The following is a 16,998-nucleotide window of genomic DNA, read 5'->3' on the forward strand; positions in this document are numbered from 1 at the left end:
GCATTTTTTTGTCCGTGTCGCGGTGCCTGTTTTTAGATAAGTCACCCGTCACTGGTAATGACTTTTATTCACGGTTGGATACATAACCAAAGGGGAAGGACAGTGAACCAGATGCGTACTTTACTCGCACTGATGCCATGCGTGCTGATTGCTCCGGCGTATGCACAGGATGACACGACCAAAAAGGATGAGGCGAGCGGCGATGAGATGGTGATTACCGCCTCACGCTCGAATATCCAGCAGCAGAAAGCGCCGCAGGTGGTCACCGTGATTACCAAAGAGCAAATCGAGCAGCAGATGCAGGTCACCTCCGACTCATCGCAAATTCTAAGCAATCTGCTGCCTTCGTTCTCCCCCAGCCGGCAGAAAATGAGCGGCAGCGGTGAAACCTTCCGCGGTCGTGCGGCACTGGTGATGATTGACGGCATTCCGCAATCCAACCCGTTGCGCCCGACCGGGCGTGAGATGCATACGATAGACTACTCGATGGTCGAGCGTATTGAAGTCATCCACGGTGCCAACGCGACCAACGGCATGGGGGCGACAGGTGGGGTGATTAACATCATTACCCGTCGCCCGGAAAACGGCTCATTTAATCAGCACATCAATGTGAAAACCACGATCCCGACGGAGAAAATTCGCGGCGAAACTGCCAGCTATAAAACCACCTATCGGGTGGATGGGCGTGAAGACTACCTCGATTATCTGTTCGCGATTGGTTATGAGAATCAGGGGCTGTATCTGGACGGTAACAATCGCCCTGTCGGCGTGGATAACACGCAGGGTGACACCATGGACTCACGCTCTTACGACCTGTTAGCGAAAGTTGGGTACTGGCTGGATGACTATCAGCGCATTCAACTGAGCGTGAACCGTTACCACATCAAAGGCGAAAATAACTACCTCAGCGTAGATGGTATTCGTGCACAAGGCATTCCGACAACGTCGGTACGCGGCACACCGCCGGGTGAAGCACCGAATAACAGTATCTGGACGACGGGATTAACCTACGAACACCACGATCTGGCTGGGATGAAACTGTCCGCACTGGTGTTTAACCAGCGTTATGAAGCGCTATTTGGTGCGACGCAGTCATCCTCTTTCCAGGATCCGGCGCTTGCACCTGTTGGTTCGTTCTACGATCAGTCACAGTCGGTCGCTAATAAATACGGCACCAAGCTGGCGCTGACCAAAGACGACCTACTGGATGACACGCTAAAAGTCACGGTCGGTTTCGATACGCTGTACGATAAGGGGAAACAGGATCTCTACCTGACCAAGCGTACCTATGTGCCAAAAATGGAGTACACCAACTATTCACCGTTTATTCAGGGTGAATATCAACTGCTGGATGATTTAGTTCTACATGCTGGTGTACGTCATGAGAGCGCTAAACTTAAAGTGGACAGTTTTCAGGCTCTGGCTGCGAATAACGGCGTATTCGTTGAGGGTGGGTCACTAACGTTCAATGAAACATTGTATAACGTTGGTGCAGTTTACTCAGTGACGAACTCACTGGACGTATTTGCCAGCTATTCAGAAGGCTTTGGGATGCCGGAAGTGGGGCGCGTGCTGAGAGACGTGAAAGCGCCTAACGTGAAGCTTAGTAATTTTAATAATCTGAAGCCGATTGTCACAGACAACGTAGAAACGGGATTCCGCTTTAAGAAGGATCGCTTTGATTTTGAAGCCAGCTATTACCAGTCCAACAGCAAACTGGGTGATCGTGTAGAGCAGCAAGGCGATACCTTTGTCTCTAAGCGTGAGAAAACGCGTATTCAAGGTATTGAAGTGACAGCCGGTTACCAAATTAACGAGCGGCACAAAGTCAATGCTTCCTACGCACACAGCGAAGGGAAGTATGACAGCAATGGCGACGGTAAGGTGGATAAGAAATTCAATGGTTTGAATATCGCACCGGATCGTCTCATCACCAGCTGGTCGGCGAACTGGAATGACCAATGGAGCTCGTTCGTGCAGGCGAATTATGCCTTTGGCCGCAGCTTTGAGGATGCGGGTATGGCGTTTGACGGTTACTTGCTGATGGATGCTGCCGTGGGGTACAAACTGCCTTATGGGCGCCTCAATGTCGCGGTGGCTAACCTGCTGGATAAACAGTACATCACCTACTATTCGCAGGCGGGGCTTGTTAACGATACGCGCTATTTCTCAGGGCGCGGCCGCACGGTAACGCTGGGTTATTCGATTGACTTCTAAGCTTAACCGATTTAATTCCGCCCTCAATTCAGCAACACGACCGCGTTTTGCGCTGGCCGTGTTGTTGTCTTTTTTACTGGTGACGTTGGCGCAGGCATCTGAGTCGCCGCGTCAGATTAGGCACGCGCTGGGCGTGACTACGGTAACAGGGACGCCGCTGCGTATCGTGACGCTGTTTCAGGGGGCGACCGACTCTGCCGTCGCGCTGGGAGTCAAGCCAATTGGCGTGGTGGAATCGTGGACGGAAAAGCCGATTTATCGCTACCTTCGCCCCGCCTTACAGGGCGTCACGCAGGTTGGACTGGAAACGCAGCCCAGTCTGGAAACCATCGCGCTACTCAAACCTGACCTCATCGTGGTGTCTACGTTTCGGCATGAGAAAATCTACGGTCTGCTGTCGCAGATCGCGCCGACGATTGCGCTGGACAGGGTGTCTGAATTTAAAGAAACGGTGCAGATGATGGGTGTAGTGCTGAATCGGGAAGATAAGGCGAACGAGATTTTATTCCATTGGGATCGGCGCGTGGATTCCCTGCGCGACAGGCTGAAAGCGCGGTTTGGCGAACGCTGGCCGCTCAGCGTGTCTATTCTTGAATTCCGTGAAGATCACCTGCGCAGCTATCTGCCCGCCAGCTTCGCCGGATCGGTGCTGTCGGAAATCGGTTTTGTCTGGTCGCGGCCGGAAAGCTATACGGCGGGTGTGATGCAAAAGCTTACGAGCAAAGAGAGCATTCCAGTGGTGGATGCCGATCTGTTCTTTGTTTTGCTGCGGTCAGACAAGCCCGCGGTTGCGCAGAACTACCGTGACTGGCAGGCTCATCCGCTCTGGCAGCGGCTGCATGCGCCTCAGCAGCAACAGGTTTATCCAGTGGATAACGTAGCCTGGAGCCTGTCTGGTGGTATTTTGGGCGCGAATAATATGCTGGATGATATCGAAAGTCAGTTCGCCGGTAACATGGATCCTGCTGGCAAAAAAACCGATATCACCAAGGAGAGTCAGGCGCGATGAGACAGTGCATCGTGACGGCAGTGGGTGTCGTATTGCTGCTGCTGAGTATTGTCGCCAGCCTGATGCTGGGGCAAACCACTATTTCATTTGGCGCCGTGTTCAACGCGCTATTCCATTACGATCCGCAGCAGATCGATCACATTCTGGTGCTGACGACCCGTCTGTCGCGGACGGTGATTGCCATCGTTGTCGGTGCCAGCCTTGCCGTTGCTGGCGCGCTAATGCAGGCGTTGACGCGCAACCCGCTGGCCTCGCCGGGGATATTTGGCATTAATGCGGGAGCCATGTTTGCCATCGTCCTGCTGTCTTCGCTATTTACCTTTTCCTCGCAGATCGCGCTGGCGTGGACGGTCTATCTGGGCGCGGCTGTTGCTGGCGTCATGGTGTACGTGCTGGGAACGCTGGGCAACGCTCGTTCTAGCCACTTACGCATTGTGCTGGCCGGAGCCGCCATTAGCGCACTGTTTATTTCGTTTACGCAGGCGTTGCTGGTGATCAATCAGGACGGGCTGGACAGCATGCTGTTCTGGCTGGCCGGATCGGTGTCCGGCCGCAGTCTGTCGATGCTGTTACCGCTCCTGCCGTACTTTTTTATCGCGCTATTCCTCGCGCTGTTGCTGGCGCGTCACCTGAATATTCTGGTGGCAGGCGACGAGATTGCCAAAGGGCTGGGACAGCGAACCGCGCTGGTGCGTGCGCTGTCTGGGCTGTGCGTGATCGGACTGGCGGGCGGTGCGGTGGCGATAGCCGGAAATATCGGTTTTGTCGGGCTGATCGTGCCGCATATTGTGCGCCGCGTGCTGTCTGCCGATCACCGCTGGCTGCTGCCCGGCTGCGCTATTTTCGGTGCCACGCTGTTGCTGCTGGCTGATGTTGCCTCGCGTTTGCTGATCGTGCCGCAGGAAGTGCCGGTCGGGGCAATGACTGCGCTGCTGGGGGCGCCATTCTTCATTTATCTGGCGAGAAGAGGAATGCGGCATGGGTAAGGTATATACCGTGCGCGTGGGAAGGGTATCGCGCCAGATTGATCTACGCACCTCGGCGGTAGCGTTGTCGCTCCTGCTAGTGTTGTTAGCTGTCGTGTTCCTCTCGCTGTCGCTGGGCGAGGTGGTGCTGTCGCCCGTTCAGGTGATGTCGGCGCTGCTGGGAAAAGCAGACAGCGGCATGCACTTTATCGTCAACGACCTGCGGTTGCCGCGTGCGCTGCAGGCGCTGTTGGTGGGTGGCGCGCTGGCGATATCCGGCTTGATTCTGCAAAGCATTGTGCGCAATCCGCTGGCCTCGCCGGATATTCTGGGGATTACCAGCGGCGCATCGGCAGCGGCAGTGTTCTTCCTCTCGTTTCTGGCGACGGCGATAAGCCAGCGCTGGCTCCCTGTGGCAGCGATGGGCGGGGCGTGGATCACCGCCGTCGCCATTTATCTGCTGGCCTGGAAACAAGGCGCATCGCCGCTGCGGCTGGTGCTGGTCGGCGTTGGTCTGTCTGCCATTATGGGCGCGGCGGTGACTATGATGCTGGTGTTTAGCCCGATAGGCACTACGCTGACGGCCTATGTCTGGCTGACGGGCAGTATTTACGGCGCACAGTGGCAGCATGTATCGGCGCTGGCGGGCTGGCTGCTGCTTGGCGCGCCGTTTCTGGTGGGGCTGGCGCGACATGTTAATGTCCATGAGTTGGATGACGCGCTGGCCTGCGGTGTCGGGCAATCTGTCGGGCGCATCCGGCTCGCGCTGTTGACGCTGAGCGTCGCGCTGGCAGGGGCGGCGATTGCCTATGCGGGCGCGATGGCATTTGTCGGCCTGCTGGCTCCGCATATTGCGAAAAAGTTGGCGAGCCGTTCATTCCCCGGACTGGCGCTGGTGTCGGCACTGACGGGCGGATTACTGGTGATGGTGGCCGATTTGATTGGCCGCACGGCGTTCTTACCGCTGGATCTGCCTGCCGGTATTTTTATTTCCGTGCTTGGGACGCCTTTCTTTATCTATTTACTGCTTCGGCAACGTTACTGAGATCGCAAGATGATACTAGAGAATATGTTGCCAACACACGTCGCCCCAACTGACCGAGAAGCGATTGCCAGCCAGTCGCTGACGCTGAGTTACGAAAAACAGGTCGTGATTGATGCGCTGGATATCACACTGCCAGCCCGAAAAATTTCGGTGCTGGTGGGCAGCAACGGCTGCGGCAAGAGCACGTTATTGAAGTCGTTTGCCCGCCTGCTGAAACCCACGAGTGGGACGATTATTGTCAACGGGGCGGATATTCATCGGCAGTCCACCGTTGAGGTGGCGAAGGCACTGGCGATTCTTCCGCAAACGCCGACCGCGCCGGAAGGGCTGACGGTCTATCAACTGGTGAAAATGGGGCGCTACCCGCATCAGTCATGGTTGAAACAGTGGTCGGCAACAGATGAAGAAAAAGTGCTTCAGGCGTTGCGCAGCACCGGCGTGCTGGCATTAAAGGATCGTGCGGTGGATTCGCTGTCCGGCGGGCAGCGCCAGCGTGTCTGGATTGCGATGACGCTGGCGCAGGATACCGATATCGTTCTGCTGGATGAACCGACGACCTATCTCGATCTGGCGCATCAGATGGAAGTGCTGGATTTGTTGCGGGAACTGAACGCGCAGCAGCACAAAACCATCGTTATGGTACTGCATGATTTGAATCTGGCGTGTCGCTACGCACATCACATGGTGGCGGTACATAACCGGACGGTGTTTGCGCAGGGCAATCCGCGCGACATTCTCACGGAAGCCACGGTAAAGACGGTGTTTAACCTGAACTGCCGCATCATTGACGACCCGTTCTTCGGCACGCCGCTGTGCATTCCGTTTGGACGTGACGCGGCGGAGCATGTGGCCGATGTCGGCTAACCGCCTGACGGCACCGCAGTGGGCGATGCTCTCCGGCACGCTGCAATTAACGGATGCCTCACAGCGGGCAGGGCAAGAGAGTTGCCCGAGCCGTCGGGTGCTGGATCCTGAGTATTGCCGCTGGCTGCTGGAAACGCTGACGCCACCGTTGCTGTCGCCATCGATCAAGATTACTGCCTCGCTGCTGGCGAAGCGGATAGGGTTCTTAACCACGGCCGCCAGCCTGTACGCCATGTCGGTGTATAACAAAGGGCTGAACATGACGCTGGATAACAGCGTGCTGGAATTCGGACACAACCGCCTGTGGACGTCGACCATGCCGCTTTACGATCTGACGGTGTCCCAGCCGGAGCTGGGGCAACGAGATGTGTGGCGCGATAGCTTGTTCGACACGCTATTTGCTCAACACGTGTCGCCGATCCTGCATACGCTGTCTACGGTGTCGGGCGCGCCGCTGCGCATTCTGTGGGAAAACGTCGCCGTGCGGGTGTTTTCGTTATACGAGCAGCGCATTGAGTGGGACGATCCGGCGGCGGCATGTTCGCCGGGAATGACGCTGGCACAACAGGTGCAGCAGGATTTCGACGCCTTGCTGGCTGCGCCCGGCGAACGTTTTGGCTGTGATGACAACCCGCTGAAACCGTTCTTTCGTGCGAAAACGCGGATTCCTGTAGCCGGGTGTTCTGTGAGTTTTCGTGACGTGCGCTTTCGCCGCACCTGCTGTTTTTATTACAAGGCATCGCAGCCGCAGGAATACTGTCAAAACTGCCCATTACTGCGCCCCACTAGAAAAACGTAGGGAACGTTTTTCAACGTCGCTCGCGACGGCCCACAGGGTGGCGGGCAGGAAGCTCGCCATAAAAAAACGTAGGGAACGTTTTTCAACGTCGCTTGCGACGGCCCATAGGGTGGCGGGCAGGAAGCTAGCCATAAAAAAACTGACTTTCACAGATAAAAATCTTTTCGTCGTTATCCCCTAAATAATTCGAGTTGCAGGCAGGCGGCAAGCGCTCATGCAGCTTGAAGTATGACGGGGATAGAATCTCTGCTACAATCGTCAGCAGTCATGCACCGTAGTTGTGCTCGTTCACCGTGGTTGTTGCGTATGTTGTTGTTACGTGAGTTGTTACGTTAATAGTGGCCCGCCAAACCCGTCTTACTGACCCTCTGAAAACTACACCGGCTGCTGTCCGGTCAGAGCGGATCTGGAGTTGTTCTTTTTATGTCATTTGATTCTCTCGGCCTGAGTGCCGATATTCTGCGCGCGATTGACGAGCAGGGTTATCGCGATCCTACTCCCGTTCAGCGTCAGGCTATTCCTGTCGTGCTGGAAGGGCGCGATTTAATGGCCAGCGCACAAACTGGTACGGGCAAAACGGCGGGCTTTACGCTGCCGTTATTACAATTGCTGACCAGCCGTGAAGCGCAACACAAAGGGAAAGGTCGCCGTCCGGTACGCGCACTGATCCTGACGCCAACCCGTGAACTGGCCGCGCAGATTGATGAAAATGTGAAGGCGTATAGCAAGTATCTGAGCCTGCGTTCACTGGTTGTATTTGGTGGGGTGAGCATTAACCCACAGATGATGAAACTGCGCGGCGGCGTAGATATTCTGGTGGCGACACCGGGGCGTCTGCTCGATCTGGAGCATCAGCGCGCCGTTGACCTGTCACAGATTGAAATTCTGGTACTGGATGAAGCGGACCGTATGCTGGATATGGGCTTCATTCACGACATTCGCCGTGTACTGGCGAAGCTGCCTGCTAAGCGTCAAAACCTACTGTTCTCCGCGACCTTCTCTGATGAGATCAAAGCGCTGGCGAACAAGCTGCTGACTAATCCCGCCTCGGTTGAAGTCGTGCGTCGTAATACGCCGTCTGAACTGGTTACGCAGCATGTGCATTTTGTTGATAAGCGCCGTAAGCGTGAACTGCTGTCGCAGTTGATTGGTGAAAATAACTGGCAGCAGGTGCTGGTCTTTACCCGCACCAAACACGGCGCTAACCACCTGGCTGAGCTGCTGGAAAAAGACGGCATTACTGCCGCTGCTATCCACGGTAATAAAAGTCAGGGTGCGCGTACTCGTGCGCTGGCGAACTTTAAAGACGGCAGCATTCGCGTGCTGGTCGCAACGGATATCGCCGCACGTGGTCTGGATATCGACCAACTGCCGCACGTGGTGAACTATGAGCTGCCAAACGTGCCGGAAGATTATGTTCACCGTATCGGCCGTACCGGTCGTGCGGAAGCGACGGGTGAAGCGCTGTCACTGGTCTGTGTGGATGAACACAAACTGCTGCGTGACATCGAGCGTTTGCTGAAGCGTGAGATTCCACGTATCGCTATCGAAGGCTACGAGCCGGATCCGTCCATCAAGGCAGAGCCGATTGTGAATGGCCGTCAGGGCAACCGTGGCGGTGGCGGCGGCGGTGCTCGTAATGCATCTCCTCGCGCACAGTCTGGTGCGCCACGCGGTCAGTCCGAGCGTAGCCAGAGTCAGGGCGAACGCCAGCCGCGTAAAGCGGGCGGTAATAGCGATAGCCCGTGGGGTGGTAGTAAAGGTAATAGCGGTAAGGGCAGTGGCGAAGGCCAGCGCCGCGCGCCGCGTCCGCAAAACCGCAGTAAGCCAGCGGACAAGTAAAATAGACAGTGAGCCGATTGGCTTTCTTCAGATAACTGACAAAGCCCCAGCCGTTTGGTTGGGGCTTTGATCTAATTAGGTCAGATTAAATAATGGATTGACCGCCATGCATAGAGAATTCTCACAACATCATGCGGACCGCTATGCACGGCTCCGTAGGTTGATAAAAGTGCAGATGCAATGCCTACTGGCGGCAACCGTACAGGTATCACAGATATGAAGAAGGTTGTACTGTTAGTGCTTCTTTGCCGCCTATTAGAGGGCTGAAATGGTACTCAGGGTGATATTGGGATGTATCAGCGTGGATAAAAATGAGAGTAGGGAAAAATATCACGATCTGGGCCTGCAATCAGTTCAAAAAGAAGAACCCCATGTAAAAACATAGGGTTCTTCAGCAATCGGAGCGCGGCACTTGTGCCGCACTGTTTAGCAGTAAGACAGTTAGAACGAGGTCCGTTTGTAGCTGCGGTACTGTGGTTGCCAGAAGTTATGGTCAATCGCCTTCTGCAACGCATCGGCAGAGGTCACCACGGCTGCGCCCTGCAGCTGTGCGGCTTTACCTACGTCCAGTGCAATACGTTTGGACACCTGCTGGATATCGGACAGATCCGGCAGCAGAGCACCTTCACCGTTATTCGCCAGCGGCGAGCAGTCAGCCAGAGCACGGCTGGCGGCCATCAACATACCGTCAGTGATACGTTTGGCGCCCGATGCCAGTACACCTAACCCGATACCTGGGAAAATGTAGGAGTTGTTGCACTGTGCGATAGGGAAGACTTTGCCCTGATAGTTAACCGGAGAGAACGGGCTGCCAGTTGCGACCAGTGCTGAGCCTTCTGTCCAGCGAATGATATCTTCTGGACGGGCTTCCACGCGGGATGTCGGGTTAGACAGCGGCATCACGATAGGACGAGCGCAGTGCTTGTGCATTTCACGGATGATTTCTTCCGTGAACAGACCCGGCTGGCCGGATACACCGATCAGGATGGTCGGCTTGGCATTGCGTACCACTTCCAGCAGTGAAATTGCGTCGCTGTTGCAATCCCAGTCAGCCAGCAGTTCACTTTTCTGCACCAGCTTGCTCTGGAAATCGAGTAGGTTCGGCAGTTTGTCCGTCAGTAAACCGAAGCGGTCAACCATGAAGACGCGCGCGCGTGCTTCTTCTTCGCTCAGCCCTTCAGACTTCATCTGTGCGATGATTTGCTCAGCAATACCACAGCCTGCGGAGCCTGCGCCCAGGAAGGTGACGGTCTGATCGCGTAGCTGAGTACCTGCTGCACGGCTGGCAGCAATCAGGCTGCCGATAGCCACGGCGGCGGTGCCCTGAATGTCATCGTTAAAGCTACAAATCTCATCACGATAGCGGTTCAGCAGCGGTGTGGCGTTTTTCTGCGCGAAGTCTTCAAACTGCAACAGCACGTTCGGCCAGCGGCGCTTAACGGCCTGAATGAATTCGTCAACGAAGGCATAGTATTCGTCGTCGGTGATACGCGGATGACGCCAGCCCATGTACAGCGGATCGTTCAGACGCTGCGGGTTGTTGGTGCCAACATCCAGAACGACAGGCAGGGTGTAGGCTGGGCTGATACCGCCACAAGCGGTGTACAGTGACAGCTTACCGATTGGAATTCCCATACCGCCGATACCCTGATCGCCCAGACCCAGAATACGCTCACCGTCGGTCACAACGATGACTTTCACGTTCTGCTTGGTGGCGTTTTGCAGCATATCGTCGATATGTGCACGGTTAGGGTAGGAGATAAACAGGCCACGGGCGCGACGATAGATATCGGAGAAGTGTTCACAGGCTTCGCCAACGGTCGGGGTGTAGATGATCGGCATCATCTCACTGAGGTGACCGTCCAGCAGGCGGTAGAACAGCGTCTCGTTAGTGTCCTGAATGTTACGCAGGTAAACGTGTTTTTCAATATCGTGTTTGAACTCCTGATACTGACGCCAAGCGCGTTCTGCCTGTTCTTCGATGGTTTCGACGGCTTCTGGCAGCAGACCATGCAGGTTAAAGTTAGCGCGTTCTTCTTCGGTAAACGCACTGCCTTTATTCAGCAGGGGAAATTCAAGCAATATTGGGCCAGCGTAGGGAATATGGAGAGGACGTTTGCTTTCGTATTCTAATTCCATGACTTTTTACTCTCGGATAACAGAAAAAAACTCAGGTGTTGTCGATAAAAACTGTTGCGGATCTTAAATTACCCAGAGAATATGTACAGAAATTGTTAATTAAAATAGTTACAGATGGCTTGCATCTTAGTCAAAATGCAGGCTTTATCGATTCACCTCTCGTTTTTCACACTTCCCTTTGTTGAAATCCTGCGCTGACCTCTGCCGTTATTCCTCAATAAAGTGATGTTCAATGTCGGTGCAGCCCAATTCGGCCAGCATAATTTGCGAAATAGCCCACTGGCTGACAACCGCATTGCGACGCTCAACGACAGCCGCGTATTTAATGGTACACGGATCGTCGCCGGCAAGGTTCATCAGATTCAACGCGACTTGCAAAGGCGGCAGGCTAGGGTTAAATGCCGCATTTTCTGCGTAGCGTCCGGTATAAATGTTGCCGCTTAAAGTTTCCAGCGCAATGCCGCTGATGGCTTTGCTATAGGGCGCGTGGCTACGGTTGGCGGCATCCAGGGCTTGACGCGCAAGCGCGCCCACATTTTGCAAGGTTGCGCCGTGGTTGATGTCATCCATCAGCAAGGTATCGATGTGCAGATCGACGGGACCAAAGGAATCCGGCAGATAGTGGCTGAGCACGGCAGGCTGGCGACCCGGTAGTTGAATGCGCAGCGATGCGGCATTACGTAGTTCATTCATAAACTGGCGACAGTGGCCGCATGGCGTGTAGTTCACGGTCACCGCCCGCAATCCATGCTCATTGCGTAGCCAGGCATGACTGATGGCGCTTTGTTCGGCATGCACCGTTTGCTGTAGTTGAACGGCACTGAACTCCATGTTGGCGCCAAAGTAGAAATTGCCGCTGAGCCCTTGTGCAATCGCGCCAACCTTAAAATTCGAGATAGGCGCTTGTGCGCAGGCGGCTGCCAGCGGTAATAACGCAAAGGCCAATGCGTCGGCGTCTAACTGGTTGGCTTCACAGGCGGCATTCACGTCGTCAGCCGTTAGCATGGCTGCGAAATCCGGTTTATCGATCAAGGGACCGATCGCGGTTTGCAGACTGGCAGGTAATTGCTGGAAGGCGTTTTCAAATCGTGGATGCATGGTGGCGTACTCTTTTTACCCGTCAATGACGTCATGTTAGGGAGCAGAGTAGCAATAAATTGTGATCAAAATCTCTTTGTTGAGTGAAAGGAATGCAAATTAACTGCTAAATGCGAGATGTATCTCAATTTTATAACGGGCGATGCGAGCTACGCACCGCCCTGCTAGATTTAGCCAGCAACATGCAAGAGTAGAGGGAAGGCTAACGGCGCAATCAGCGACGTGATGATCCCGCAGATGACCAGCGCCAGCGAGCTAAATGCGCCTTCCTGATAATCGACTTCTGCGCAGCGCGCCGTACCGAGTGCGTGCGAAGCAGTGCCCATCGACAGCCCACGCGCTGCTTTGGTTTTGATACCGACGCGGTTGAACAGGCTGTGGCCTAAGACAGCGCCGAGAATACCGACGAAAATCACGCAGACGGCGCTGATAGCCGGAATCCCGCCAATCGAGCTGGCGACAGCCATCGCAATCGGCGTGGTGACAGATTTAGGCAGCACCGAGGCGGCGATTTCTGGCGAGGCGCCCATCCACAGTGCCACCAGCGTGCCGGAGATAATCGCGGTCAGGCTGCCGATGAAGCACACGCTGATGATCGACTTCCAGCGGGCGCGAATTTGATGCAACTGCTCATAAAGCGGGAACGCCAGCGCGACTACTGCCGGTTGCAGCAGGTCGTTAAGGACTTTGCTGCCCTGAAAATAGTGCTCGTAGGGAATCTTCAATATTAGGAGCAGCGGAATAATAATCGCCATCGACACCAGCAACGGGTTCAACAGCGAAATTCTGGTCAGTACGGCCAATTTACGTGCGGCGAAAAAGACCATCAGAGTGAGGGGCAGCGACCACCACAAATAGCTGAACATTATTCGTTATCCTTCGGCGGCGTGCGATCGCCAGCCACGGCTCGTTCACGCTGCATTATCTGGGTACTGAAACCCACAACCAACATCACAATAAAGGTACTGATCAGGCAGGAAACCACTATGGGGCCGAACTGTTGGCTGACCAGATCGTAATAATTCATCACGCCGACGCCGATAGGGACGAACAGCAGCGCCATGTGACGAATAAGCAGGTGGCAGCCCGGTTTTACCCACTGCGCGGGCAGGATTTGCGAGGCAAGAAGGGTGAACAAAACCAGCATGCCGATGATACTGCCGGGGATAGTGAATGGGAGTAACGCGGATACCGCATTGCCTGCCAGCAGGCAGAGATAAATCAATGCGAAAGCGCGTAAATACTGCCAGCACACGATGAACGTATTACGCATGGGAAATTCCTGATTAGCAGAGGGGATTATCATAACGCTAATGGAATTTACGTGCCACAGCTCACGGATTTTGTTGGGAAGGGAAGGATAACCCGCCTAAAATATGAGCGACATCTGTCCAAGCTGAAATGGATCGTGAAGCCGATGAGATAAATTCGGCTCAACCCCACGCCAGTGTGACAAAGAGGTTGAACCGGAAAGGGTCGAGACGACAGAAGCGTTATTTTACGTCTACGCTCCACTTGGTGATATCAATCTGCCCATCACCGCCAAAGATCTCGGTGCCAAACTCAACGCTGCTGATATATTTTGTATTGCTCATCCATTTCTTGGTTCCCACCAGATAGTTGGTGAAATGGCGAATATTGAGCGATGCGTTGTTGGTATTGGAGGTACGAACAAAGGAAAAGACATTCCACCCTTTGCCATTACCGGCGTTGATCCAGCCTTTGAATACGTTCCAACTGCTGCCACCGAGGAAAACTGTTTCAATATAATCACCCGCCGGGCCTGCATTGGTATTATTTAGCTAGATCATTAATTCATCGGTAGGGGTAGAATCCCAACTGGCTTTGTCGGTGGTGTGGAACCAAATGTCATAAGCCGCGTTGTAAGTGCCAGTGGATTTGATGGAATAGGTGACGTTACTGGTAATACTTTTATTACTGGACAATTTTATCGGCAAGCCGCTATTTGCCGTATAGCCCGCCGTCCAGTGCCAACCGCTCACCAGCGATGGATAGGCTTTAACGCTGGAGGAGTTACTTGGCCAGTGCCAGTTCCACCCCATGCTGGTTGGGCTGTTATAGAAAACCGTTTGCTGCCATCCTTTTACTTCATCTTTTCCCCAGACGTTATTGAATACATAATATTTATTATTCTCAAAATAGAGTTTGTCGGCGTCTTTGGAGGAACTGACCGCAGAAGCGGTGAATGGGGAGAGTAACAAGGCAGAAAATAATACGGGAAATAATGTGTGGAATATACGGTGTGGTTTCTTATTTACTGTAAGCATAATAAATCTCCTTTTAAATATATGCTTGAGGTGTTTCACGTTAAAATCTAACACGTATTCATCAGGTGTCTGCGGTTGGTTGAATATAAACTGTGGCGTGCTTAACATTTTATATTTATTTCATCGGTGTCAGAGTAATTCAATACGCCAACCATGAATAAAATGAAAAACTTATTCGTGTGCATAATTATAAGAGCGGTAATGAATGGTTATCATGCGAGATGAAAATAGGGGACATGTTTTGCGGCGCACGAGTGCGTGCGCCTTGGTTTACTGGTTAGTCAAATAGCTGTTCATCACGGATGGCCGCACAGACGGCGTCGGTCAGCTTACGTAGCTCATCAGGCTGAATGATAAACGGCGGCATCAGATAAATCAGTCGGCCAAACGGTCGAATCCAGACGCCACGCTCGACAAAGAAACGCTGTAGTCGCGCCATATTGATCGGACGCTGTGTTTCCACCACGCCGATAGCACCCAGCACGCGAATGTTAGCCACCAGCGGAGAATCCGCACAGGGTTGCAGCGCGTCTCGCAACTGCCGCTCAATATTTTGCACTTGTTGCTGCCAGCGGTTCTCCGCCAACAGCGACAAACTGGCATTGGCTGCCGCGCAGGCGAGCGGATTGCCCATAAATGTAGGGCCGTGCATAAAACAGCCTGCCGCACCGTTGCTGATGGTTTCAGCCACCATTCGGGTGGTCAGCGTGGCGGAGAGCGTCATATAGCCGCCGGTAAGCGCTTTTCCCAGACACATAATATCGGGAGAAATGCCTGCATGCTCGCAGGCAAACAGCTTGCCGGTGCGGCCAAATCCGGTGGCGATCTCATCGGCAATCAGCAAAATGCCCCATTGGTCACAAAGTTCCCGTACCCGGCGCAGGTAAGCCGGATGATAAAAGCGCATCCCGCCCGCGCCCTGCACGATGGGTTCCAGAATTACGGCCGCGATCTCATGCGCGTGCTCCGATAGCATCGCCTGTAGCGGCGCGATATCAGCTTCCTGCCAGTCGTCGGTAAAACCGCCTTCGTCGATAGCAGCGCATGGCGGCGCATCGACAAACAGGTGGGCAGGCAGGTAGCCCTGATACAGGCTATGCATCGAATTCTGCGGATCGCACACGGACATCGCACCGAAGGTATCACCGTGATAGCCGTGACGCAGGGTGAGAAAACGCTGGCGGGCTTCCCCCCGTGCTTGCCAATACTGCAGCGCCATTTTCATCGCCACTTCGACTGCCACCGAGCCGGAATCCGCCAGAAAAACGCATTCCAGTGCTTCTGGCGTGATGTCCACCAGTTGGCGGCACAGTGCCACCGCCGCCGGATGGGTGATCCCGCCAAACATCACATGCGACATCTGGCTGAGTTGAGCCTGCACCGCTTGATTGATCGCCGGATGGTTGTAGCCGTGAATCGCTGCCCACCACGATGACATGCCGTCAATCAGGCGACGTCCGTCATCCAGCTTAAGCTCGACGCCGCTAGCCGCGATCACCGGATAGCAGGGCAGCGGTTCGGTCATTGAGGTGTAGGGATGCCAAATGTGGCGCTGGTCAAAAGCAATGTCTTCCGGGCTCATGATGATCTTTCGTCAACCAAAATGGATTCTATTTGGTTGACAGTATATCGGGTTAATTTACACTGGCGAAACGTTTTTAGTTTGGAGATGCCGAGATGGCTGACCGCATGTACTGGACGCTTGAGCAAGCGCAAGATTTATTTAATAAACCATTTCTGGAACTGATGTTCGAAGCGCAGCAGATCCACCGTCAGCATTTTGATCCTCGTCAGGTGCAGGTCAGTACGTTGCTGTCGATAAAGACCGGTTCCTGCCCTGAGGACTGTAAGTATTGCCCGCAGAGCTCCCGCTATCGCACCGGGATTGATACCGAACGCCTGATGCAGGTTGAACAGGTGCTGGAATCGGCTCGTCAGGCGAAAGCCGCAGGATCGACGCGCTTTTGTATGGGCGCGGCGTGGAAAAACCCGCACGAGCGCGACATGCCGTATCTGGAACAGATGGTGCAAGGCGTTAAAGCGATGGGGATGGAAACCTGCATGACGCTGGGAACGCTGCACAACGATCAGGCCGAGCGTCTGGCCTCTGCCGGACTGGATTTCTATAACCATAACCTCGATACCTCGCCAGAATTTTACGGCAGCATCATTACTACCCGCACATATCAAGAGCGTCTGGATACGCTGGGTAAAGTGCGCGGCGCGGGCATTAAAGTCTGTTCCGGTGGCATCGTTGGTTTGGGGGAAACCGTGCGCGATCGCGCCGGGCTGCTGGTGCAACTGGCTAACCTACCGACGCCGCCGGAAAGCGTGCCGATCAACATGCTGGTTAAAGTGAAAGGCACGCCGCTGGCGGATAACGATGATGTCGATCCGTTTGATTTCATTCGTACTATTGCCGTTGCGCGTATCATGATGCCGGCTTCCTATGTACGCCTGTCCGCCGGACGTGAGCAGATGAGTGAACAAACGCAGGCAATGTGCTTTATGGCCGGTGCGAACTCCATTTTCTACGGCTGCAAACTGCTCACGACGCCAAACCCGAAAGAAGACAAGGATCTGGCGCTGTTCCTCAAACTGGGTCTGAATCCGCAGCAGACGGCGACCGAATACGGGGATAACCAACAGCAACAGCGGTTGGCGGAACAGTTGATTAATGCCGATAGCGAGCAGTTTTATAATGCCGCGGTATAACGCTCTGTATGCAAACT

The 16,998-nt window shown here is 54.3% G+C and carries 13 protein-coding genes and 1 pseudogene; 8 read left to right on the plus strand and 6 right to left on the minus strand.

Annotated elements, in window-relative coordinates:
- Positions 1 to 111: 111 nt before the first annotated feature.
- From K7X24_RS06580 to rhlE, 7 genes are all read left to right on the plus strand, one after another.
- A complete protein-coding gene (locus tag K7X24_RS06580; RefSeq protein ID WP_224553806.1) occupies positions 112 to 2,217 on the plus strand; it encodes a TonB-dependent receptor in 2,106 nt (701 codons plus the stop codon).
- The gene (locus K7X24_RS06585) at positions 2,207 to 3,226 is read left to right on the plus strand and encodes an ABC transporter substrate-binding protein (protein WP_224553808.1); all 1,020 of its coding nucleotides are present in this window, start codon (positions 2,207 to 2,209) and stop codon (positions 3,224 to 3,226) included. The genes K7X24_RS06580 and K7X24_RS06585 overlap by 11 nt, the downstream gene beginning before the upstream one ends.
- A complete protein-coding gene (locus K7X24_RS06590; protein ID WP_224553810.1) occupies positions 3,223 to 4,212 on the plus strand; it encodes a FecCD family ABC transporter permease in 990 nt (329 codons plus the stop codon). Before K7X24_RS06585 ends, K7X24_RS06590 begins: the two co-directional genes overlap by 4 nt.
- Positions 4,205 to 5,236, plus strand: a complete 1,032-nt coding sequence (locus K7X24_RS06595) for a FecCD family ABC transporter permease (RefSeq protein ID WP_224553811.1) — start codon at positions 4,205 to 4,207, stop codon at positions 5,234 to 5,236. Before K7X24_RS06590 ends, K7X24_RS06595 begins: the two co-directional genes overlap by 8 nt.
- A gap of 9 nt (positions 5,237 to 5,245) precedes the next feature.
- The gene (locus K7X24_RS06600; RefSeq protein ID WP_181919118.1) at positions 5,246 to 6,100 is read left to right on the plus strand and encodes an ABC transporter ATP-binding protein; all 855 of its coding nucleotides are present in this window, start codon (positions 5,246 to 5,248) and stop codon (positions 6,098 to 6,100) included.
- Positions 6,090 to 6,899 (plus strand): IucA/IucC family C-terminal-domain containing protein, encoded by an 810-nt coding sequence (locus K7X24_RS06605; protein WP_224553813.1) that lies wholly within the window; start codon positions 6,090 to 6,092, stop codon positions 6,897 to 6,899. Before K7X24_RS06600 ends, K7X24_RS06605 begins: the two co-directional genes overlap by 11 nt.
- A gap of 423 nt (positions 6,900 to 7,322) precedes the next feature.
- A complete protein-coding gene (gene rhlE, locus K7X24_RS06610) occupies positions 7,323 to 8,741 on the plus strand; it encodes an ATP-dependent RNA helicase RhlE (protein ID WP_224553815.1) in 1,419 nt (472 codons plus the stop codon).
- A 441-nt stretch (positions 8,742 to 9,182) separates the two neighbouring features.
- Here the strand turns inward: rhlE and K7X24_RS06615 are convergent, their stop codons facing one another.
- From K7X24_RS06615 to bioA, 6 genes and pseudogenes are all read right to left on the minus strand, one after another.
- Positions 9,183 to 10,880: an NAD-dependent malic enzyme gene (locus K7X24_RS06615; protein ID WP_224553817.1), complete on the minus strand. Its 1,698-nt coding sequence runs from the start codon at positions 10,878 to 10,880 to the stop codon at positions 9,183 to 9,185.
- Between the two features lie 207 nt (positions 10,881 to 11,087).
- Positions 11,088 to 11,978, minus strand: coding sequence for a cytidine deaminase (gene cdd / locus K7X24_RS06620; RefSeq protein ID WP_224553819.1), 891 nt, complete (start codon positions 11,976 to 11,978; stop codon positions 11,088 to 11,090).
- A gap of 170 nt (positions 11,979 to 12,148) precedes the next feature.
- Positions 12,149 to 12,844 carry a CidB/LrgB family autolysis modulator gene (locus K7X24_RS06625; RefSeq protein WP_224553821.1) on the minus strand — a complete coding sequence of 232 codons (696 nt, stop codon included), beginning with the start codon at positions 12,842 to 12,844 and terminating at the stop codon, positions 12,149 to 12,151.
- Positions 12,844 to 13,251 (minus strand): CidA/LrgA family protein, encoded by a 408-nt coding sequence (locus tag K7X24_RS06630; RefSeq protein WP_010303345.1) that lies wholly within the window; start codon positions 13,249 to 13,251, stop codon positions 12,844 to 12,846. Before K7X24_RS06630 ends, K7X24_RS06625 begins: the two co-directional genes overlap by 1 nt.
- A gap of 220 nt (positions 13,252 to 13,471) precedes the next feature.
- Positions 13,472 to 14,266, minus strand: a pseudogene (locus K7X24_RS06635) (GH12 family glycosyl hydrolase domain-containing protein).
- A gap of 277 nt (positions 14,267 to 14,543) precedes the next feature.
- Positions 14,544 to 15,848, minus strand: coding sequence for an adenosylmethionine--8-amino-7-oxononanoate transaminase (gene bioA / locus K7X24_RS06640; RefSeq protein ID WP_224553823.1), 1,305 nt, complete (start codon positions 15,846 to 15,848; stop codon positions 14,544 to 14,546).
- Positions 15,849 to 15,943: 95 nt separating this feature from the next.
- Between bioA and bioB the strand changes: the two genes are divergently transcribed.
- Complete coding sequence (gene bioB, locus K7X24_RS06645) at positions 15,944 to 16,981, plus strand: biotin synthase BioB (protein ID WP_224553825.1); 1,038 nt, start codon at positions 15,944 to 15,946, stop codon at positions 16,979 to 16,981.
- Positions 16,982 to 16,998: the final 17 nt, after the last annotated feature.

It is taken from the genome of Pectobacterium versatile (genome assembly GCF_020166435.1).
Taxonomy (GTDB): Bacteria; Pseudomonadota; Gammaproteobacteria; order Enterobacterales; family Enterobacteriaceae; genus Pectobacterium; species Pectobacterium versatile.